This is a genomic window from Microbulbifer sp. CnH-101-G (genome assembly GCF_052466775.1).
Map to the genome: position 1 here is coordinate 3,302,125 of NZ_CP174292.1, position 21,745 is coordinate 3,323,869.

Here is a 21,745-nt window from a genome sequence, read left to right on the forward strand (position 1 = left end):
CGGGGGCCGCGCAGTTTGGAAATGTCGTATGAAGAAGTGGTTTTTATTCAGCCTCGCCTGTGTTGCCCCTGCGGCCCTGGGCCATCTGCCACAAACTGCCGTTGAGGCCTGCCAGGGCCTCTCCACAGGCAGCAGTTGCACCATCAATCACAGCGCAGGACAGTGCTTCAACTTATCTGAACCGCAGAGCCTGGTCTGTATGCCAGACCAATTAGATATTGCCAGGGCCCCTATTCAGGATCGTGCTAATGGCAGACCACCGTCGCGCAAGCACCGGGTGGTACAGTCGGAAGGACTGCAATATAAAGTCCCCGCTGACCGTGACCCGATCACCTCGAGCCGTATTAAAGTCACTATTGAGGGCCCTTGGCGGGTGATTGAGGCCAACGGTATTTCCATACACAAAACCGGCGCCTTCCCCAACTCCGGTAATCCCCACGAAATAGAGATCCAGCGTTACAAATACCGAGTGCCTGCAAACCCCAAAGTGGCAAAAAAATCCACGCCGGTAACTCTGCAAAATTTTGGCATTGGCATTAACGGCGTGCCTTTTGATCCCAGCGCGGCGGAATGGTATTTGGGCAACCGCGGTATCTGGCGCTACGAGGCACTCTCCGGTGCCGTGCCTCTGGGTGTGGACGACAATTATGCCCATGTTCAACCGAACGGCGCCTACCACTACCACGGCCTGCCCACTGGACTGCTAACACGATTGCATGTAACGCCACAGCAGCATTCACCATTGATTGGTTGGGCCGCAGATGGTTTTCCCATTTACGCATTGTATGGCTATGAAGATGGCATGAGTGGGGAATCTAGTATCGTAAAAATGCATTCCAGCTATCGGGTAAAATCTGGACCTCGACCAAAAGGCAGTAAGCAACCTGGCGGCTATTACGACGGCACCTTTGTGGCGGACTACGAGTATGTTGAAGGGGCGGGCTCCCTCGATGAGTGCAATGGCCGCTTTGTGCGCACCCCGGAATTCCCCCAGGGCACCTATGCCTATTTCCTCACCGAAGAGTGGCCAATAATTCCGCGCTGCTACAAAGGCACACCGTCCGAAGACTTCCGCCGCGGACCCGCAATGGGGCGGCCGCAGCCCCCGCGCCGGCGATTTGGTTGAGATGAATAACTCTAGCCGCTGGATTTCCGCAACAAATCCAGCGGCACAAAATCGGCGATACCATCGCGCCAGCGGAATTCGCAACTCACTCCGTAAGCTTCGCCAATCAGCGCCGGGGTCAGCACCTCCTGCGGTATTCCCTGTGCCAGCATTTCACCATCCAGCATCAAGAGAATCCGATCACAAAATCGTGCCGCCAGGCTGAGATCATGCAGTGCCAACACCACGGTTTTGCCACTGTCGGCCAGACTGCGGAAGTTCTGCATCAGCTGAAGCTGATGACGAATATCCAGCGCCGCGGTGGGCTCATCGGCAATCAGCAACGGCGCCCGCCCCACTAACAAGCGGGCCAATTGCACACGGCGCAGCTCGCCACCGGATAATTGAGTGACCGGGCGCTGGGCAAATTCCTGCGCATCCACCAATAACAACGCCTGTTGAATTCTCTGCTCGCGATCCGGCAGACGCCCCCAAGGTAGTAATCCCAGCGCCACCATATCCGCCGCACTGAGAGACCAGGCCGGAGTTTCCGACTGCGGCAGGAAAGCCCCCAGCTGCGCGCGCTGGGCCGCCTTCATCTGCCCAGAGGCCAGACCATTTAACTCTACGCGCCCGCTACTGGGATTTTGAACTCCTGACAGACACTGCAACAGACTGCTCTTACCGGCCCCATTGGGCCCCACCACAGCGGTTAGCTCAAAGGGCTTAAATGCACAATGGATTCCACGCAGGACACTCTTGCGCCCACGCTCTAGCCCCAGCTCAATGCAAGCGGCCTCGATCGTTTGCTCAGCCGCAATACTCACAACCACTGCCCCCTACGCGCCGTCAGAATTAGCCAAAAGAAAAAAGGTGCACCGATAAAGGCGGTGACCGCACCAATGCGCAGCTCCTGAGCGCCGACAAAATTAATCACCAGGATATCTGCCAGCAGCAACAGCAACGCCCCAGCTAAAGCACTGATCCAAAGTAAGCGGGCGGGGTCCTGGCGCACCAGAGGGCGTACCAGGTGCGGTACCACCAATCCGACAAAACCGATGGTGCCAGCTACTGCCACGGCACCACCCACGGCACTGGCGATGCCCAGCAAAATAAGAAAGGGATAGGCGCGACTCTGGAAACCCAGGGAAGCCGCACTGTCTTCACCCAAGGCCAGCGCGCGCAAATAATTGCGCGTGAAAAACAGGCACAGCACCCCCACGGCCAAAAAGGGCAATGCCAAAAACAGCTGATCCCAGCCGCGATTGGCCAGCGAGCCCATCAACCAGAACACCACTTCCTGCATGGCGAACATACTCGGCGCATAGTTAAGCGCCAATGCAATCAGTGCCGACAGGAAAGCGTTAATGGCCACCCCCGCCAACACCAGCCGTCCGGCACTGGCGCCCCGCCCCGCCAACAGCCACACCGCCGCCGCCGCGCTAAAGGCACCGCCGATAGCCAGAGCCTGCAGCAGCCAACCGGATTTCCAGGCGGCGCCATAATAGAGAAACAGTACCGCCGCCAAGGCCGCACCGCTGGAAACACCGAGCAGCGCCGGCTCGGCCAGAGGGTTACGCAACATCCCCTGCATGGCCGCGCCCCCCATCCCCAAGGCAGCGCCCACCAGTATTGCCAACAGGGCGCGGGGCAGCCGCAATTGCCACAGGATCACCGCATCGCTGCTCTGACCACTCCAACCCTCAGCCAGCGCACTGGAAAGATCCACCGAAACCGGGCCGCTGCCCAGTGCCCCGAGCAGGGCCAGCGGCAGGGCCGCCAGCAATAGAAAAACCGCGTTTTTATTGTGCTTGAACAAGGGCTTCCCTCTTTTCCATCAGCTGCTGCAGCGTATCCACTACTGCCAATACCGGGCACAGGCTCAGTTGTTTAGGCAATGTGTAGGTGCGACCGCTATCGATATAGCGCTGTAGTACTGGGTGGCGAGCGGCCAGGTAAGCCAGGGCAAAATGCTCTTCACTGCCATAGAACACCAGCAAATCCGGTTGCAGGGCGATTACTTCTTCCAGACTGATACGAGCCAGGCCCTGAGAACTGGCGAGATTGTCAAAACCGGCGCGCTGCAACAACTGATGCTCCAACATACCGCTGCCATAGGTAATGTTATTGGCAGAGAGAATCACCGCGCTGGCGCGCTGTTTGGCAGTGGGCTGATCGAGCAGCTGCGTCAGCGCACGCTTCTGTTTTTGCAGCGGGGGTAGCGGACCTAGTACGGCTTCAAAAGCATCGAGTTGTTGTTGCAACTGCTCCAGGCTGTAGGCATCGGGAATGGTTACCACATTCACACCCAGTGCCTGCAGCCGCTCGGCCGCACGCTGGGCACCGTACTGCCCGGCGAGCACCAGGTCCGGCTTTAATGGCAGCAGCTCCTCGGCGCGGGCGCGGTTGAGTTGTACGTGTTCGGGTATCGGCAGCGAGCGATACTGCTCGGCGGCGGAGAGCCAAGTCAGAGAGGCAATATTCGCAGGTTCCGCCCAGTTCAGCAGCACTTGGTCCAGGCACAGGTTCAACGAAGCGATTCGTTCATAGGCCTGGGCTTTGGCGGCCAGCATGAACACTGCACCGAGTAATAGTTGCCAGCAGATAAGATTGCGCCTGGGTGTGCGGCCACTCATCCGGCTCAGCTCATGTCAATCACGGCGAGGGCTTCCGCCAGGGTTTTCACTGAGTGCATTTCCATACCCTCAATATCGTTTTTCAGGCGGTTGGCGGCGGGCACTATCGCCTTGCGGAAACCGTGCTTGGCCGCTTCGCGCAGGCGCTCCTGGCCCGAGGGCACGGGGCGGATCTCACCGGAAAGTCCCACCTCACCGAATACCACCAGATCCCGCGGCAACACCCGATTGCGGAAGCTGGAAACAACCGCCAGTAAAAGGGTCAGGTCAGCGCTGGTTTCCATTACCTTGACGCCGCCCACCACATTGATAAACACATCCTGATCGCCGACCAAGACGCCGCCATGGCGGTGCAGCACCGCCAGCAGCATATTCAGGCGGTTCTGGTCGAGGCCCACCGCCACCCGGCGCGGATTACCGAGGCTGCTGTCATCCACTAGAGCCTGCAGTTCGACCAGCAGCGGCCGGGTACCCTCCCACACGGAAGTCACCACCGATCCCGCGGCGATCTCTTCAGCGCGCTGCAGGAAAATAGCGGAGGGATTGGAAACTTCTTTCAGGCCCTGCTCGGTCATGGCAAACACCCCCAGTTCATTGACCGCTCCAAAGCGGTTTTTATGGGCGCGCAGGGTGCGGAAGCGGGAGTCGTGAGTACCTTCGAGCAGAATGGAGCAGTCAATAATATGTTCCAACACCTTGGGGCCGGCCAAACTGCCGTCTTTGGTGACATGGCCCACCAAAATCAGCGCAGTACCAGTCTGCTTGGCAAAGCGGGTCAGGTAAGCAGCACTCTCTCGCACCTGGGCCACGGAGCCCGGAGCGGACTGCACATCGCTCATATGCATCACCTGGATGGAGTCCACCACCATCACGCGTGGATTCACCTCTTTAGCCGCCAGGCAGATGCGCTCCACATCGGTTTCACTGAGGAGCTGCAGGGAATCGGTGGGCAGGCCCAGGCGTTTGGCACGCATAGCCACCTGCTGCAGGGATTCCTCACCGGTGATATACAGCGCGGGCATGGTAGTAGCCAGGTGGCACAGAGTCTGTAGCAATACCGTGGATTTACCCGCCCCCGGGTGGCCCCCGATCAACACCACCGAGCCCGGCACCAGGCCGCCCCCCAGCACCCGGTCGAGTTCCGAGGCGGAAGTGGGAATACGTGGCAGCTCGCTCAGGTCGATTTCCGAGAGCTTCTGCACCTTGCCAGCACCGGCGGCACCGGCATAGCCACTCTGGGCATCGGTGAAATTGGCCGCGCGGCTGTCTTTGTGCTCCGGCCCCAAACGCACTTCAGAGAGACTGTTCCAGGCACCGCAAGCACTGCACTGCCCCGCCCACTTGGTGTAGTCAGCGCCACATTCATTGCATACATAGGCAGTTTTGCGTTTAGCAGCCAAGGTTATTCCCCCAAAGCGTCACCCAGTCAAATTGGCGCACAGTTTACCCCTTATCTCCCTTCAGCGGGCAGCGCTTAACAGACAGATATGACTCTCCTTTACCCAAGTGGTGTATTGGCACTTTTTCCCACTTTCTCCGGGGTCTGCGCGATTGATCTAGATCAATTCTCCGTATTTTCACCGGGCTACTATCCGGCGCGTCTCGCCTCCTCCTAGAGGCAGAGTCACTACAACATCACTGACTACTCAAAACAGGAAGTAAATATGTCGTCTATTTCTCTTCGCGGTGCGCTTCTCGCACTCGTCATGGCCTCGACGTCCGCCCTGGCTGCAGATCACGAAGTTAAGATGCTGAACCAGGGCAAGGACGGCATGATGACTTTTGAACCCGCGTTCCTGAACGTTGCAGTGGGCGATACTGTCACCTTCCTGCCCACCGATATGGCTCACAACAGCCGCTCAGTACTCTCCCCGGCCGATGGCGACAGCTGGAATGGCAGCATGGGCGAGAAAGTCAGCGTGACCTTGAATAAGGAAGGCGTTTACCTGTACCAGTGCGATCCGCACCTGCCCTTGGGCATGGTCGGTGTAATTCAGGTAGGCCAGGCCGGCAATCTGGAAGATGCCAAGAAACACGCTCAAGGAATGAGTGAACGTATCGCCGTCAACAAGGAGCGCCTCAGCCAGTACCTTGACCTAATTAAATAAGAGGGGCCGCGGCGTGGACATTTTATTTGAGCAAGGCCCTCACCTGGTTGCGCGTTTCTGCGATCTGGTTAAAGAACAGAATGGCAGCGATGGAGTGCAGGCCAACCAGTTTGTGATTCGCCGCGGCACCCAGGGTGCGCTGATTGATCCTGGCGGTGATCTCACCTACACCCCCCTAACCATCGAACTCAGCCGCCACCTGAACCTGAACGATCTGGAATATATCCTGGCCTCGCACCAGGACCCGGATATCATCGCCTCACTGCCGCGCTGGATGCTGCATTCGCGCTGCAAGGTGGCGGTATCCAAACTGTGGTCGCGCTTCCTACCCCACCTGGTCTCCGGCTTTGTCGCCTCACGCGCCGGTAGTGAACGTTGGCAGGACCGTATTATTCCCATCAGTGACAAGGGCGCGGTGCTGCCTTTTGCCGACAGCGAAATCTGGGCCCTGCCCGCACACTTTATGCACTCCTGCGGCAATTTCAGTTTCTACGACCCGGTTAGCCGTATTCTGTTTTCCGGTGACGTGGGCGCTTCTCTCGGTGGTGAAGAGGGCGAAGTCAACGACTTCGGTTCCCATATTCCATCCATGGAAGGTTTCCACCAGCGCTATATGGGGGGCAACTGGGCCTGTCGCCTGTGGGTGAAAATGGTGCGAGAACTGAACCCGGCCATGATTGTGCCCCAGCACGGCGGTTATTTTGCCTCTGAGGAAGTTAAGGAAGGCTTCCTGAGCTGGTTGGAGCGCTTGGAGTGTGGACCCGATCTGCTGCGACATCAGGACTATCACTTGCCGCTGAGGAAACCCTAGAGGGAACCCTAAAGGCCTGTCTAAAGGGCAGTTTTCAGAAACGATAACCCTGTAAGCTCCGAATCAATACCGGCGTAAAACCAACGGAGAGCGGGACGCTCTCCATCACCCTCCTCCAACCTCTCGCGGTGCTTGCGCCCCCTGCTGCCCACACATACACTGACCGACACACTGCTCCAGGCCTACTTTATGTACACCGCCTACCTTCGCACCTTATTGCTGATACTGCTGCTGGCCTTTGCCGGCCTGGCATCGGCCGTGCCCTGTGCGGAACCTGCAGATATGCTGAGCCTGCAGAGCAGCGAACAAGGTCACTGTGAAGCGGATCAAGCCGATGATTGCCACAGTGAACACCGCGGCGACTGTGGTATCGAATGCGTTTGCTGCCCGGGATTGAGCAATAGCCTCGCCCTAATCTCCGCCAATATCCCGAATTTTTCGCGGCCAATTTCCCTGGCAACTGCTTGCTCAATATTTAAACCTTCCCCCGATCCGGAAAGCGCCCTGCGGCCTCCTATTGCCACCTGAGCCTCGGCTCCAGCAGTAAATTTCGCCAATAAATCTTTTTTGCCCACCACTAGCTGCACCGATGCTGCGCTGGCGATGTGGTGGACCAGTTGATATGAATGACAGGAGTAATTCCATGTACCGATCTTTTTTAATCGCGATTGCCGCGCTTATTACCACATTAGCCCTCAGTGCCTGCGCCGAACCCATCGAGCCCAAAGAATCTCAGGCGCAGCACCTGACTACCTATAAATCCGCTACCTGTGGTTGCTGCAAAGTTTGGGTGGACCACGCTCGCAGCAGCGGCTTCGAAGTAGTGGCAAAGGATGTCGATGACCTCAACGGCGTCAAAAAACAGCACGGAATCGAACCCCGCTACCAGTCTTGCCACACCAGTGTGTCCAGGGAAGGCTATGTTTTCGAAGGGCATGTGCCAGCCAAGCTGATTCAGCAATTTTTGCAGAATCCACCCAAAGGCGCTTTGGGGTTAGCCGTACCCGGTATGCCTCTCGGAAGCCCTGGCATGGAGATGGGCGATCGCTTTACCCCCTACCAGGTAATGCAGTTAAACAAGGACGGCAGCAGTGTGGTTTATGCAGAAATCAACGCAGCCGGAGAACAGTTCTGAGGACTGTCGATGACAAAACCTCCGCGGTGCGGCTCGGTTTCGCGCCGCACCTTTGTAACCGGAATCGGCGCCGGCATGGCCCTGCTGGGCCTGCCCGGCTTCCCTAACCCCGCCAGGGCGCGAGTACCCCCTCCCACGACTTTAACTGGCGAGAATTTCTCCCTGCAGGTAGATCAAAGGGCAGTTAACCTGACCGGGCAAACCCGCAACGCAATTTCAGTTAACGATTCTATTCCCGGCCCAATCCTGCACTGGCGCGAGGGGCAAACAGTCACTCTCAACGTCCTCAATCAGTTAGATAAAAACACTTCGATCCACTGGCATGGCATCAGGGTGCCCAACCCGATGAATGGTGTACCAGGGCTCAATTTCTCCGGTATTAGGCCTGGGGAAAATTTTCGATACCGCTTTAAAGTCAAACAAAGCGGAACTTACTGGTATCACAGTCACTCCGGCTTCCAGAGGCAGCAGGGACTCTACGGAGCTATCGTCATCGATCCAGCTGGGGGGGACCCGGTGACCTATGACCGGGACTATGTAGTGTTGCTCTCCGATTGGAGCGATGAATCTCCCCAGCGGATTTATTCAAACCTGAAGAAAGATGGCCACTATTACAACCGGCGCCGCCATCGCACCACCACAGATCTCTGGCGTGATGTGCGCGCGAAAGGCATAGAGAAAACCTGGCGTGAACGACACCCATGGAACTTCGCAGGCATGTCTGATCGAGATGTGTCTGATGTCACAGGCTACACCTACAGCTACCTGATCAATGGACAAACTCCAGAAGCCAATTGGACTGCCCTATTTGCACCCGGTGAGATAGTACGGCTGCGTTTTATCAACGCCTCTGCCATGACAATCTTCGACCTACGCATTCCCGATCTGGATATGACCGTGGTGAGTGCTGACGGCCAGAATATTCAGCCGGTGAGAGTGGATGAATTCCGCCTAGGTACTGGGGAAACCTACGATGTGGTGGTTAGGCCCAGTGGGGACAGAGCCTACACCCTTTTTGCCCAGGCGATCGATCGCGGCGGTTACGCTCGCGGTACCTTAACGCCCGCTCAGAATCTCTCTGCCGAAGTTCCCCCCATGGACCCAATCCCAATACTCGATAAACGCGATATGGGATTCACCCGTGCCAGTGGTGCTAGAGCTGCTGATAGACAGCCCACTGCAGAAGAACAAAATGCCAAACTGGCACCCGCCGGCCTGGGAAGCAATAGCCCCATCGTCCACCAGCCAACAGAAAAAGGCCATGGCGTAGCCCTACGCGCGCACGCGCCCCAAAATGGAGTGGATGACCCCGGTGTTGGACTGCGTGAACATCAGCAACGCCACAACCGCCGCATCCTAACCTACAGGGATCTTCGCAGCCTCACACCATCATTAGATCGGCGCCAACCGCAGCGAGAACTACAACTACATCTCACCGGTAATCCAGCTCGTTACCTATGGTCCATTGACGGTGTTAAATATGAAAACGCCACACCAATATTATTGGCTTATGGAGAGCGTCTGCGTATCACTCTCGTGAACGACACCCTACTCACCCAGCCCATGCACCTGCACGGTTTATGGAGTGAGCTGGAAACTGGTGACGGGGAGTATCTGCCACGCAAGCACACGGTGATGGTGCAGCCCGGTGCCAAGGTCAGTTACTTAGTAAATGCCGATACCCGGGGGCGCTGGGCATTACACTGCCAAATGCTTTATCGCACATACGGTATTTTCCGAGAGGTGCGCGTGGTATGAAGCGCACTGCCCATACCAAAACGACAGTGATAATCGTTGTTACCCTGTGCTTGCAACTGGGTGTTCAAGCAGCTAAAGCGCAAAATCAGCAAGACCAGCATCACAGTTTCCAATCCCGCTCAGTAGGCTCAGTCGTTCGAGAGGACCATGGTATGGTCGGGGAAGGGGACAAGCCAGTAGCCAAACTCAGCCTTGACCAATTCGAACGACGCGGCATGAACGGCGCGGCAATCGAAGGTGATTTCAGTTATGGAGATGACGTCAATAAAGTAGTGCTGGAAGTGGACTTTGAGCGGGGAGGCGGAGAAACAGAGAAAAATGAGCGATGGCTGGTCTACAGCCGATCCATTTCCAAAGATTGGAATTTCCTCGCCGGCTACCGACACGACCTGCAGCGGGAAACGACCAGCCGCAATTGGCTGGCGATTGGGCTGGCTGGAGAAACCCCTTATTCATTAGAAATGGATACAGTGCTATTCCTGGCAAGGAACGGCAGTACAGCTTTTCGCCTGGAAGGGGAATATGATGCAAAGCTCGCAGAAAAAGTGAGCCTTGTTCCGCGGCTGGAGCTAAATTTCTTTGGCCAAAATGATGAAATCGCTGGCAGTGGCAGTGGTTTGTCTCAAATAGAAACAGGCTTGCGGCTACTCTATGAAACTCACCCAAAATTCTCCCCCTATATTGGCGTTCATCATGAACGAGTCGTGGGCAATGCCGCAGATTTTGCCCGCGAAGAAGGGGAAAAGGTCTATAGCACCGTGTGGGTGATTGGTTTTCGCGTCTGGTTTTAGCCCCCTACGCTATAAAACGTTCTGTTTATAACTGACTAACCGCCAAGTAGATGCAGCAGGAAACCAGGATTTTCTTGGCTTACAGTTGTAATTCATACTTTTTCATAGAATTTATGAACAGAGGGACTTTATCGAAATTGAAAGGTTAGAAAGGCAATGTATTTATCCTGGAATATATTACTTACAGAAACAGACTCTAAGCTTGATAAAATGGCGTAATTCAGAGGCAGCCTCTCATAAACGTGAAATTATTACATCAGAGAAAAAGGGTCTAAAAAGGGCAAAAGGTGTCTTACATAAACCCTATAATTCTACTCACCATACACTCACTATCTCTACAGAAAGATTTCTATTCATTGAACATCATAGGTTTTACCAAGCCGATATGGGATAAGCGGGAATCCAGACGAGAGGCAAGTAAAATTCTTCTGCGTAAAGTTTTGATAGCTTCAGCGATGACGTTTTCCCTACTTAGCGGGATGCTGGCTATAGAAGGACAATCCCAGGAGGATTTACATCATGGCCTTCAGTATCACTCCACATCTGGAGTTAATAATGATGCAACCCTAATAGAAGACAAACCTATCGCCAAGCTCAGCCTTGATCAATTCGAGCTACAAGGTAATAACGGAGCCACCATTGAGGGGGACATCAGCTATGGTACAGACAAAAGCAAGCTATCCGCAGAAGTAGACTACGAGCGCTCCAACGGAGAGACAGAGGAGAATGAACTATGGGGCATTTACAGCCACTCAGTTTCTGCTAATTGGAATATTCTCGCAGGAATTCGTCATGATTTTTACCTGGAGAATACCAGCCGCAATTGGTTTGCAATTGGTATTATTGGCGAGACCCCCTACTCATTTGAGATGGACGCGGTATTTTTCCTTGGCAGAAGCGGCAGCACTGCCCTTCGTATAGAAGGGGTTTATACATTTAAACTCTCAGAAAAATTTAGTTTAGCGCCCCGTGCAGAATTTGATTTCTTTGGGCAAAATGACAGAAGCGCAGACGGAGGATCTGGTCTATCTGAAATAGAAATTGGCATACGTTTACGCTATGAACTTCATCCGAAATTCTCTCCTTATATTGGCATACATCAATATCGCAATATCGGAAAAACTGCAGACTTTGAACGCGAAGAGGGAGAAAAAGTATACGATACCGTGTGGGTTCTGGGATTTCGAGCTTGGTTATAAACCAAAGATAATTCCCCCTTAGCTAACATTGGTACTATTAAAATAGCGGCACCTCTGAAAATTTACCATTTTCATCCTATGAACCTTAAATCTTTATGTGCCCAACATCAAACAGGATGGCAAGAATAATTCGCAGAGGTGCAAAAAAGGTCAGCCAAGCAGCTAAAGCGTTAATCTTCTTTAAATATTTCCCTAATTCCGAAATTGTAACCCACCACTGGAACCGTTAGGTGATCCTCCCCCTTAAATACCTTTTTCGACAATTTAAGGCTAGGATAATTGCGCAACTCCAACCTGCGCACAAGTTGTTTCATGTCCTTCACCATAAACCCCTCTTCCTTACCGACAAACATGAATATATGCTTATTCATATCTGCATTATATTCCGCATAATGTCGTTCCTTGGCAAGAATCACTTTATCATCCCACCAGACACTAGGGCTTGCTATGATGTAACGATGGAAGCTATCTGGCTGAGTAAACAAAGTATGAAGAGCAAACAATCCCCCTAAAGAATGCCCCATAAAGGTCTGATCCTGTTGATCAGCAAGGAAAGTATTGTTAATAAAGGGCTTTAACTCTTCGTTGATAAACTCAAGAAACTGATTCGCACCACCCCCCTGAATTTCCCCATCCATCTCCACAGCAGTTGGCGTCAAATCGAGACGCCGAAACTTCCCCAAACTATCATTAACATAATCGATACCGACAAAAATAAAAGCCGGAATCTTTCCTGTTGCACTCTGCTTGAAGAAATTTGGAGCCATCATTGGAAAATCGAGATAACCATCCACCATATAAACAACTGGATATTGAACGGTATCGTTCTCGGGATCGTACTCTTTAGGCAATAGCACATCAATTTGGTACTGACGCGCCAAGAGGTCTGACTGGTAATAAAAAGACAATATTTCGCCACGAGTAAAAGAGACTGGCTCAGCAGTTCCTGCAGACGCCGCCCCCACAGAAGCGACAAGCACAAGAAAAATCGTTGACAATAATATTCGCATAAACCTTCCCTAGCTGAATAAAATCACTATCACCAATGCAATCAGCGACACCCCAGTTTTTAATTCAGCGCTAACCATAATGTCAACTCAGACACGAAAATTAATTGCCAAGCAAAAAAACAAGCAAAGAAGCGTATTTATTTAAAAATAAAAATCCCCACGAGAGTAGCTTTTCATAGCTTTAAGTAAAGCCAAACCAATACAAAATCCTGCAAACTTGTAAAAAAAGACAGAACCCTACCTTTTAAGACAATTTACTTAGGATCCACTCTAATCTTTACCTTATGCGTTGAATATGGCGACAGGCTCGATCCTTAAATAGCCTAAATCCAAAAATAGCCTAAATCCAATTTCCAAAGTGACTGTTATCAGCCGCAACAAAATATTGAGCGATCATTTTAACCCTGGATATTCAGACAACCTTTACTAACTAAAACGTAAAAATACCATTCAACGGTACACCTGCATTCTGACTCTCCTGAATCATCAGGAATATATTCCTCCCAGATTATCAATATGGCCAACAGCAGGGTCCAAGTGGATAATTCAGCTCTAATAAAATAGCGAAATTTTATGTCTTTTCATTACTTACAATACGCTTAAATACTTTCCCCGATAGACGTAGGAGTTGCGCTCGACTCAATAGTCGAGAAAGTAAAACCAGTGCCCACTTTTGCTTACCTGACAATACATAACTTTTTTGAGACAAGAATCCTTCCAACCCTACTTGAGCGACATACTCAGCAGTTTCGTAGATACTTTCATCCACCATGACTTGATTATTCGCCACCTCGGCAAAATTTGTCTTGGTTCCACCGGGGCAAAGGCAGGTTACTGTTACACCGGTCCCTTGTAGTTCATTGTGGAGAGCTTCCGAAAAATTCAGTACGTAACTTTTGGATGCAGAGTAGACTCCAGCATAAGGTACCGGCATCAGGGCTGCTCCAGAGGCAACATTAATGATACCTCCTGTTTTCTTGAGCCTCATCTCTGGTAGATATAAGTAACACAGCTCTGTAAGGGTATTAATATTGAGCTGCAACATATCCCTATAGGTGTCAAGGGTGAAGCTTTCAAAGCTTCCCCACTTGCCAAAACCTGCGTTATTAATGAGAATGTCAACTTCAACACCTATCTCTTTAGTTTTATCAAAGAGTTTTTGCGCAGATCCTTCCACGCTTAAATCCATAGGAATAAAGCTTGTATCTACTGGGTATAATTCATTAATTTTTGTTGCGATATTCGATAAGGAGTCTTCAGATCGAGCAACCAAAATTAGGTTTGCACCCCTTTTCGCACATTCATACGCAAATGCTTCGCCGATTCCCGAAGAAGCTCCCGTAACTAATACAGTCTTTGATTTCATTTACTACTATCCCAATACAACTCAAATCCTATTTATTTAGGTCGCCCATTCGATCCCGACATCGGGCAGGTGTGCAGACAAAATCCTTTATAGCCAGTGCTCAGGCAGAGCCCTTGCCCATATCCAACGAAGCTCCGGTTATCAATATAAATTGTTTATCCATCTGCATTTCCCTCTCGAAAGATACTCAACTGAGTTGGCAAGACCGTCTTTATGGTTGAGTAGCCAGCTCAACCTGTCCCTCTACAGTAAACTTCCTCCACCAGGGCTGTGTCGGGGCGGGCGTACGCACATTCACCGGAGCACCGATAACAGGAGAAAGAACTGTTGCCCCATGAGCTTCTGCGGCCACTAACGCGCGCTCTAGAGGTTCAAACCAGTCGTGCAGGGCAAGATCAAAAGTACTGTTGTGGATAGGAACCATGGCACGGCCACGCAGATCTAAATGAGCCTGCACACTCTCCTCCGGTAACATATGGACTTCGCTCCACAGATCGTTGTAAGCACCGGTTTCTATCAAGGTCAGATCAAAGGGGCCGAAGCGCTCACCGATTTCCCGAAAGCCACCGAAATAGCCACTATCACCGCTAAAGAAGATTCGTGCCTCGCGTCCTGTAATTACCCAGCTGGCCCACAAGGTTTTATCCCTATCAATAAGGCCGCGCCCGGAAAAGTGTTGCGCCGGAGTGGCCGTCAATTGCAGACTGCCTAGGGAAAAGGACTGCCACCAGGCCAGCTCGATAATCTTGCTTGAAGCGACTCCCCACTCCCGTAAGTAATCGCCTACCCCTGTAGGGACAACAAAGCGTTCAACTTTCTTATCCAGAGTGCGCACGCTGGTTTTATCCAGGTGATCGTAGTGATCATGACTGATTACTACGGCTTTTAACGCAGGCAGATCCTGCAGAGACAAAGGTAGCGGGTGGAAACGTTTCGGCCCCATCCACTGTACTGGTGAAGCCCTTTCGCTGAACACCGGGTCAGTAAGTACATACTCTCCATCAAGATGGATCAAAACGGATGAGTGCCCCAGGCGATAGATCGTGGGCTGTCCCTCATTGCTTGTGAGTACTTCCTTTGTGATCGACTGTAGGGGAAGAGGTGCTCTTGGTACCGGTGCCACCCTCTCAGCACGAGCATAGGCAGCAATGATGTCCACCATCTTACCCAGCCCCGCTCTATAGTCGATCTCCGTGTTTTGAAACTTTTGCGGCTGTGTAGCACAGCTATTAAACAGACCAACGGACATAACTATCACTCCTAGTAATAACCACCAGCGCTTCTTCATAGATGCCACCAAGTAAACTATACAGTGCAGTTTAATTACGGAAGAGGCAGAAGTAAACCAACTAGTGTAAAATTAATCGAAAAGTGTAATTCCCCGCCAGGCAGATCTACTGGTGCAAACAGAGATACCGAGAGTCACATGAGTGGAAAGAAGCCGACTAGAAGCGAACTAAAGCGCCAGGCTATTATTGATGCCGCTAAACAGGCCTTTCAGGAACTCGGCGTTCAGGGGACCAGCATGGATGAACTGGCAGCCCGAGCCCAAGTGTCCAAGCGCACGGTATATAACCACTTTGCCAGTAAAGAAGCGCTGGTGATGTTTTTGATTGGTGAGCTCTGGCAGCAGGCAACCCAGTCTCCCGGCTGTGATTACAACCCCGACAGCGACCTGCATGCGCAGCTTCTCACGCTATTGGAGCTGGAAATTAAAACCATCTGCAACCCGCAGTATATTGAACTAAATCGCATGGCCTTCGACTACTTCTTCCACCAACCGGAAGCCCTGCGTCAGGAAATGGAAAAATACAAAGCCCATGAAACCGGTGTACAGCGCTGGATTAAAGCTGCCGTAGCCGATGGCCGGCTGAAGCCACTGGACCCAGAAATCGCCAGCGGGCAGATACACAACTTAATTAAGGGAAGCTGTTTTTGGCCACAGATGTTACAACTTTCCGGCCCGCCTAGCTCAACCGAACAAGTCGCACTGGCGGAGCGTACTGCGGGGATGTTTTTAAGTCATTATCAGGTTTAATATCTAGATCTTTATGTGTTGGTAGATAGTCCTGAAACTACCAACACATTATTGACTCAACAAAACCCTATTATTTCAAGTGGCTTTCTAAGACTTATCCATAAATTTTCAGATAAAATAAAATTCAGTAGGATAACTACTTTTGAGCTAGGCCACGCTGCGATTAAACTTGCAACTTGCCCAGATGCAAATTAGTTATTAACATTTGAGCATCTTCCCCATTATTTGACCCACTCATATATTTGTATTTTCTTTTTGCCACCGCTGCAGCTTTTGCACCTCCATCCCTAAGGGCTTGGTGTAGATCCTTTTTGGGTATTTTAGGGTTTACATTATTACTCATAACCCAGAAGTCTATCCCTCCTGTATAGTCAAGTATCCGCGCAACCTCACGTATCGCTTTACTCACACCGGTATATAGCTTTTTATTCTCCTGAACCAAGTCATTTGGTGACATGATTCTTTCACCCTCAGCATTCAGATTTTTAACATATATTTCTTATAAATGCTTGAGGGGTAGTTTGATACCACTCCGCTGCAATTTTTACTGCAGCCACAATATCACTACTCACTGTAGAATCTATACCGTACACCCAAACTTCATTGTCGATAATGGCAGCATTTTTTGTTATAGAATCAAACCTTCTTTCAAAAGGAGATTTATTGATAGATCCAAAATACTTTAATGACCATATATCAATCGAATCAAAGCAGGTACGTAAGATCTTCTCTCTATTTTTAGGACTTCCAAATACCAAAGAGACATCCATTTCGAAGCTTGGATTGCCCTCAGCCATAAACATAGCAAAAGAATCTATATTCATTGCAACAACATCCTTATTAAATCTGCTACTAACTAGCTAAAGTCAGTCCCACTCCACTTCATCGTTATCACTTTCTTCACTTTCTTCACTTTCATTAAAGCTCATAGCTTCAGAAGAAATGAACAAAGCAAACTTTGGCTCACCTTTTCGTCTGGCAGTTTCAGCCGCACTCTCAATCTGGCTAAACTGCTCAGTATCTACCCACGACTCGGCATCATAAATTTCACATCGCAATACCTCACACAATTCCAGCTGTTTATCTCGCAATAAATGTTCAATTGAACCACTTGCCTCTTCAAAGCTACTTGAGGGAATCAGGCACTCGACAAAATAAAAATCAGACCCATCGTCATCTAACTGGCATCCATCCATTCGACGTGACTTAGTCGAAACGATCCATATATCTTTGTTATCCATATTCATCTCTCAATATCAGGCATGAGGGTTAACTTATCAAACACAGTACGGTAACACATACAACCCTGAGGAGTTCAGGTCATCTCACCGTTAATAACCAATACAAAAATCATTAGAAATTCCAGAATTTTAATATAAAATCAATAGCTATAACTCCAAATATAATCAATTGTTATTGGAAAAATATCTGTTTTTCATTTTGAATTTAACCCAAATATCAATCATAAATTTTTCCATCCATATATATTATTAAACAAAAATCAACACAGAAAATCAGCAGGGACGGCCAAAATATACTAATAGGCCCATGACGCCTGACTACCCACTTTGATACAATATCAACAAAAAAGTACATCAACAAAATGATTAGAAGCTACACCCCAAACGATATAGAGACCATACTAAATATTTGGCTAAAAGCCTCCGTTAAGGCACATAATTTTATCGCAGCTGACTTCTGGAAGTCTCAAATAGATAATATGCGCAATATCTATATACCAAACTCAGAAACCTATATCTATGAAATACAATCAAAGGTAACTGGCTTTTACTCTCTAGTTGACAATACTTTAGCCGCGCTTTTTGTAGATCCAGAATTCCAAGGCCAGGGTATTGGGAAACAGCTTTTAGAACACGCAAAATCACAGAGAAGCCCGTTAAATCTAACGGTTTACAAAGAGAATGTTAGCAGTTATCAATTTTACCTATCTCAAGGTTTTCACCTACTGAAAGAGCAATCAGATAACCATACAGGACATATTGAGTGCTTAATGAGCACAAATATAAAAAACACTCATCCATCTCCCTAAAATATAACTATACGTAGGAAACAATGCTCCCCGCTAAGATCTATTTGATCGACAAATCAAAAGAGTTGATTGAAGCCTGGTGCCAGGTTTTTGGTGATATCGAGATTTTTGAAATTATTGAGGGCGATTATTTCTCAAAACCTGCTGATGCAATGGTCAGCCCAGCAAACAGTTTTGGCATTATGGATGGGGGCCTCGACCTGCCGATTAGGAATGAACTAGGATTTGAGGTGGAAGATCGGTTACAAGAACGAATTAAATCTGATTTTCATGGTGAGCTACCCATTGGGTCAGCAATAGTGATTCCGACCTCAAATTCCAGGTGGCCATACCTGATTTCCGCACCCACAATGCGTATTCCTGAAGGCATATCAAATACTATGAATGCCTATCATGCTTTTAGGGCCATTTTAAACTCAGTGCGACTATTTAATGAATCAACTCCCACACAGAAGATAAACTCAATAGTTTGCCCAGGCTTGGGCACTGGCATTGGAAACTTACCGGCAAGGCGTTGTGCTGGCCATATGCGAGCGGCCTATAATTACTTATCCAAGCCTCCTAGAATCCCTAGCTTTAAAGAAATTCATGAAACCCACAGAAAACTGCAAATCACATACTAAATAGGGCCTATGCCCAATTGAAATAGTTCAACAGAAATAAAGCGCAACGTAAAATACAAAAAGGCCCCTAGTGGGGCCTTATTTGGTTAGTTGAATTTATAATTTTTCCCAAGCCATCTGCCAGTGGCTACCTCTGCCAGGTTCATACTGGTTCGCACTTCTGCTCCACTGTACACAGTAGCCAGAGTTAGGGAAGGGCTTACATTGATAAATATTTCCATCCCGAGCCAAAACTTTAGTGCCTGCGGTATAGCCTCTTAGGCCACGAGGGAAAACATAATCATAGTCATCTTCATCTATAGTCTGGCCGTCATCTCCGTTGTTTTGACCATCATCACCTGAGTTGTGATCGTCGTCTCCACTGTCATCACCACCGACCAGATAGAAGTTTAAAGTGTTTTGTTCAATCAGATTACCATCAAAGTCTTTTACAACTACCACTAACATGTGATGTCCAGCTTCAGATTTGGACAGAGCAAGTGTGGTATTAACACTTTCACCATCTCGTATATTGCTGGCATAGTTGGCCAGTGTCTCCTGATCGTGATTAACAACTTTTAATTCAGCTCGGATGTCACCAACTGCTGTTAGCGAAAGATCCAGAGCTGTTTGATCGCCGGTAATCGTATATTCATTCTCCAGGCCGGATATATTTAGCTCATAGTCAGGGATTTCGGTATTGATTTCATAACTGATTTCAACACGTTCCAGGCCGCTATCATTTTGCAAGTAGATCGGATTGGAACCGTAGGTGGGGTTGAAGCTATCTTGCCCATCGTACTCACCGGCACGGATCAAGGTTTGTTCCTGATTAATTTTCTCAGCCAGATCGTGTGTCCAGTTGGTGGCCATACCCTGATCAGCAGAAGTGATATCCAATACGGTGGAATAGGCTTCATTCTCTCCGCCATTGCCAAACACACGAGTGTAAACTTTGTCACCCACACTCAAGTCTTGAGTGGGGATAATAGTGCCGCCCTGGCTCCAGTTAGAGTTGTTGTCATCATTACCGTTATTTCCACTGAACTCCACATCAATCACATTGTAGAAAGCGTTAACAGTGTCACCAACATCCCATACCGCCAAAATAACTTGGTAACCTTCTCGCTCAGGAACAACACACTCGTGATAAACATCGTAGGGAGGTTGCTGGAAGTTTCCATCAACTTCACAGAACGGGTTGAGATCGAAAGAATCGCGAGTTAGTGGTTGGTTTGGATTCCAATCCGCCTTTGTAATATAGTATTTCCAGTCGCGGGTAACATGATTCGCAGTAAAGTGCCATTTAAATGTTTGCGTACCGGCACTGATAGGATTTTTTATCCAACGATCGGAAGTTTGTTCATTGAGTGTGGACCAGGAGCTATTGCCACCACTAGCAATTTGTCCATCCGCGGGACCACTCTCCGGAAACCCTTCGGGTCCTTCAATACTCTGTGGTTCCCACTGAACAGAGCCACAGTTAACATTCTTTTCTCCAGTAGTGGATTGGGCATATTTACATAGAGTTCCCCGCGCAGAGGCAACACCACCGTCTAATTCCTCGACATAGCCATGGCTCATTACATTTGAACTGACGCCAGCCAAAATCATCGCCAATAGCGTTTTATTTAATGCAGATTTATTCAGTGAAGAAACTGCTTTTTTCATTCGTAAAGTCATATCAACTGCCATTAATTATGCATGTGCGATTTCCTTCCTGGGTTGATTCACTTCCTTATTTTGCCCGACCAAGTAAACATCGCTTTATTTAAAAAATACTTGTAAGGCGTTATTGTCAGGTTAATGGACTACGCTCTATAAATACGGTTCCGAGAATTTTCGCTATTGCGCTAACAAATTAAGATATTGTCACCAAAATACAATTTACTCTTAGCAAGAGAAAATATCAGAAAATTTTTGGGAATTTCTATTTAGACTTCTTGTCTGGAGGAGAGAAAGTATAAATCGACTACAAACACATAGAGAGTTCTAGGCAGATAAACAATGGGAAGCAACCATCTAAAAATCCAAAAAGTTTTTTACTGAATATATGACCAAAAATTAGAACCTGCACAAAAAAACAATTAAGGATATAAGGCCAGCAAACACCTTATCTCCACTATGCAGTCATATGGCAACACATCCCTATGTTGCCTAGACCTATTAAGGGGATACCAAAAGGAAATAAAACTCCAAAGCCCAATTGCATAGGAACTTTTTTCCTCCCCAAAACCCAAACAGGCTAATGATTACGCCATAGCAGCACAGACTTGGCACAAACCTGTCACTCTCCTGTAGCTGGGCAGTTTTGTCGCTTACGGATATCAATCATTATTAGTAGGTTGGCGATAAACCAAAGGTCTTTGATGATAAATATGCCGCTTGAAGCCAAAATTCCGGGACTCTGCCAGCTTCCGGGATAGCTGAAGAGAAAGGTCTGAGTTGTCACAAAGACCGCACCACAGAGCAGCACTCCCGGCCAAAACAGAGGCCGCATGACTATGCCTATAGCCAGAATGATCAGGGCGACCAAGTCATAGATGCCAATCAGATTGGAGGCCTGTTGTATATTGAAGAAATGATAGAGCCATGCCATCAAGGGTGAACTACGCACCAGACCCTCAATGCCCTGGGCTTCTATTGCGGTGAATTTCATCCCGCCAATCCACAGCAAGACCAACCCCACCGGTAAATAGTTCAGCCAGATATAGCGCTGTGACTGGTAGGCATTGCGGCTCAACAGTGTCAGGCCAATCGCTGTGAGGGCAAAGTACTTGATCACGCCCTGCCCAGAGCCAATAGCGGGAAATCCACCGAGGCTATCGATCCAATGTGCACTTCCGAGGAGGCTCAGTAATGGGATCAAGGATATAAATATAATCAGTAGTGCCAGAGGGCGAATATATTGTTCTTTTAACAACGATAACAGGGCTAGCACGGCAGCTGCAGCAAAGACTAGCGCTACGGCAATTCTTACGGTGTTCAAGCCTGCCTCACTATCCACACCATAAAATCCGAAAATGGAGGCCAAGCCCCCACTCTGGCCAAGAAACAAAGCGGCAGCAATCAATGCAAATGAAAGGCCCAGTAGGGCCCTAGAAATTTTTTGTAAAAAGGTATTCATCATTCAGGG

At 49.4% G+C, this 21,745-nt stretch carries 23 protein-coding genes; 11 read left to right on the plus strand and 12 right to left on the minus strand.

Annotation, left to right across the window (positions count from 1 at the left end; all coding sequences use genetic code 11):
• Positions 1-28: 28 nt before the first annotated feature.
• On the plus strand, positions 29-1,126 hold the full coding sequence (locus ACJJID_RS14605) for a YHYH protein (protein ID WP_444920100.1): 1,098 nt from the start codon (positions 29-31) through the stop codon (positions 1,124-1,126).
• Between the two features lie 11 nt (positions 1,127-1,137).
• On the opposite strand, the gene ACJJID_RS14610 is transcribed toward ACJJID_RS14605, so the two are convergent.
• Genes ACJJID_RS14610 through radA form a run of 4 tightly spaced genes read right to left on the minus strand, consistent with a single transcriptional unit; the run spans position 1,138 to position 5,141 of the window.
• A complete protein-coding gene (locus ACJJID_RS14610; RefSeq protein WP_444920101.1) occupies positions 1,138-1,932 on the minus strand; it encodes an ABC transporter ATP-binding protein in 795 nt (264 codons plus the stop codon).
• Positions 1,929-2,924: a FecCD family ABC transporter permease gene (locus ACJJID_RS14615; RefSeq protein ID WP_444920102.1), complete on the minus strand. Its 996-nt coding sequence runs from the start codon at positions 2,922-2,924 to the stop codon at positions 1,929-1,931. Before ACJJID_RS14615 ends, ACJJID_RS14610 begins: the two co-directional genes overlap by 4 nt.
• The gene (locus ACJJID_RS14620; protein WP_444920103.1) at positions 2,908-3,741 is read right to left on the minus strand and encodes an ABC transporter substrate-binding protein; all 834 of its coding nucleotides are present in this window, start codon (positions 3,739-3,741) and stop codon (positions 2,908-2,910) included. Before ACJJID_RS14620 ends, ACJJID_RS14615 begins: the two co-directional genes overlap by 17 nt.
• Before the next feature lie 5 nt (positions 3,742-3,746).
• The gene (gene radA, locus ACJJID_RS14625) at positions 3,747-5,141 is read right to left on the minus strand and encodes a DNA repair protein RadA (RefSeq protein ID WP_152454944.1); all 1,395 of its coding nucleotides are present in this window, start codon (positions 5,139-5,141) and stop codon (positions 3,747-3,749) included.
• A gap of 306 nt (positions 5,142-5,447) precedes the next feature.
• Here radA and ACJJID_RS14630 point away from each other — a divergent pair, with 306 nt between their 5' ends.
• The 7 genes from ACJJID_RS14630 to ACJJID_RS14660 all read left to right on the plus strand — a co-directional run bounded on the left by ACJJID_RS14630 (position 5,448) and on the right by ACJJID_RS14660 (position 11,543).
• Entirely contained in the window at positions 5,448-5,849 is a 402-nt protein-coding gene (locus ACJJID_RS14630) for a pseudoazurin (protein ID WP_253868716.1), read from the plus strand.
• Positions 5,850-5,862: 13 nt separating this feature from the next.
• A complete protein-coding gene (locus ACJJID_RS14635) occupies positions 5,863-6,660 on the plus strand; it encodes an MBL fold metallo-hydrolase (protein WP_444920104.1) in 798 nt (265 codons plus the stop codon).
• 189 nt (positions 6,661-6,849) lie between these two features.
• Complete coding sequence (locus ACJJID_RS14640) at positions 6,850-7,188, plus strand: hypothetical protein (protein WP_444920105.1); 339 nt, start codon at positions 6,850-6,852, stop codon at positions 7,186-7,188.
• Between the two features lie 115 nt (positions 7,189-7,303).
• Positions 7,304-7,795, plus strand: coding sequence for a DUF411 domain-containing protein (locus ACJJID_RS14645; RefSeq protein ID WP_444920106.1), 492 nt, complete (start codon positions 7,304-7,306; stop codon positions 7,793-7,795).
• A 9-nt stretch (positions 7,796-7,804) separates the two neighbouring features.
• Positions 7,805-9,553, plus strand: coding sequence for a copper resistance system multicopper oxidase (locus ACJJID_RS14650; protein WP_444920107.1), 1,749 nt, complete (start codon positions 7,805-7,807; stop codon positions 9,551-9,553).
• Positions 9,550-10,344 (plus strand): copper resistance protein B, encoded by a 795-nt coding sequence (locus ACJJID_RS14655; RefSeq protein ID WP_444920108.1) that lies wholly within the window; start codon positions 9,550-9,552, stop codon positions 10,342-10,344. Before ACJJID_RS14650 ends, ACJJID_RS14655 begins: the two co-directional genes overlap by 4 nt.
• Positions 10,345-10,700: 356 nt before the next feature.
• Complete coding sequence (locus ACJJID_RS14660) at positions 10,701-11,543, plus strand: copper resistance protein B (protein ID WP_444920109.1); 843 nt, start codon at positions 10,701-10,703, stop codon at positions 11,541-11,543.
• 170 nt (positions 11,544-11,713) lie between these two features.
• Here ACJJID_RS14660 and ACJJID_RS14665 read toward each other — a convergent pair whose 3' ends face one another.
• From ACJJID_RS14665 to ACJJID_RS14675, 3 genes are all read right to left on the minus strand, one after another.
• Positions 11,714-12,553, minus strand: a complete 840-nt coding sequence (locus tag ACJJID_RS14665; RefSeq protein WP_444920110.1) for an alpha/beta hydrolase — start codon at positions 12,551-12,553, stop codon at positions 11,714-11,716.
• A gap of 571 nt (positions 12,554-13,124) precedes the next feature.
• On the minus strand, positions 13,125-13,919 hold the full coding sequence (locus ACJJID_RS14670) for an SDR family NAD(P)-dependent oxidoreductase (RefSeq protein ID WP_444920111.1): 795 nt from the start codon (positions 13,917-13,919) through the stop codon (positions 13,125-13,127).
• Positions 13,920-14,130: 211 nt separating this feature from the next.
• Positions 14,131-15,207, minus strand: coding sequence for an MBL fold metallo-hydrolase (locus ACJJID_RS14675; RefSeq protein ID WP_444920112.1), 1,077 nt, complete (start codon positions 15,205-15,207; stop codon positions 14,131-14,133).
• Between the two features lie 138 nt (positions 15,208-15,345).
• Here ACJJID_RS14675 and ACJJID_RS14680 point away from each other — a divergent pair, with 138 nt between their 5' ends.
• Positions 15,346-15,957, plus strand: a complete 612-nt coding sequence (locus tag ACJJID_RS14680) for a TetR/AcrR family transcriptional regulator (RefSeq protein ID WP_444920113.1) — start codon at positions 15,346-15,348, stop codon at positions 15,955-15,957.
• Between the two features lie 163 nt (positions 15,958-16,120).
• Here the strand turns inward: ACJJID_RS14680 and ACJJID_RS14685 are convergent, their stop codons facing one another.
• From ACJJID_RS14685 to ACJJID_RS14695, 3 genes are read right to left on the minus strand one after another with little or no spacing between them, the layout of a single operon-like run.
• Positions 16,121-16,414: a hypothetical protein gene (locus ACJJID_RS14685; RefSeq protein ID WP_444920114.1), complete on the minus strand. Its 294-nt coding sequence runs from the start codon at positions 16,412-16,414 to the stop codon at positions 16,121-16,123.
• 28 nt (positions 16,415-16,442) lie between these two features.
• Positions 16,443-16,781 (minus strand): hypothetical protein, encoded by a 339-nt coding sequence (locus ACJJID_RS14690; RefSeq protein WP_444920115.1) that lies wholly within the window; start codon positions 16,779-16,781, stop codon positions 16,443-16,445.
• 42 nt (positions 16,782-16,823) lie between these two features.
• Positions 16,824-17,198: a hypothetical protein gene (locus tag ACJJID_RS14695; protein ID WP_444920116.1), complete on the minus strand. Its 375-nt coding sequence runs from the start codon at positions 17,196-17,198 to the stop codon at positions 16,824-16,826.
• 362 nt (positions 17,199-17,560) lie between these two features.
• On the opposite strand from ACJJID_RS14695, the gene ACJJID_RS14700 reads away from it, so the two are divergent.
• Complete coding sequence (locus ACJJID_RS14700) at positions 17,561-18,007, plus strand: N-acetyltransferase (protein WP_444920117.1); 447 nt, start codon at positions 17,561-17,563, stop codon at positions 18,005-18,007.
• Between the two features lie 23 nt (positions 18,008-18,030).
• Positions 18,031-18,630 carry a macro domain-containing protein gene (locus tag ACJJID_RS14705; protein WP_444920118.1) on the plus strand — a complete coding sequence of 200 codons (600 nt, stop codon included), beginning with the start codon at positions 18,031-18,033 and terminating at the stop codon, positions 18,628-18,630.
• Positions 18,631-18,726: 96 nt separating this feature from the next.
• On the opposite strand, the gene gbpA is transcribed toward ACJJID_RS14705, so the two are convergent.
• Positions 18,727-20,304 carry an N-acetylglucosamine-binding protein GbpA gene (gene gbpA, locus ACJJID_RS14710; RefSeq protein ID WP_444920119.1) on the minus strand — a complete coding sequence of 526 codons (1,578 nt, stop codon included), beginning with the start codon at positions 20,302-20,304 and terminating at the stop codon, positions 18,727-18,729.
• A 592-nt stretch (positions 20,305-20,896) separates the two neighbouring features.
• The gene (locus ACJJID_RS14715; RefSeq protein WP_444920120.1) at positions 20,897-21,739 is read right to left on the minus strand and encodes a DUF417 family protein; all 843 of its coding nucleotides are present in this window, start codon (positions 21,737-21,739) and stop codon (positions 20,897-20,899) included.
• Between the last annotated feature and the right edge of the window lie 6 nt (positions 21,740-21,745).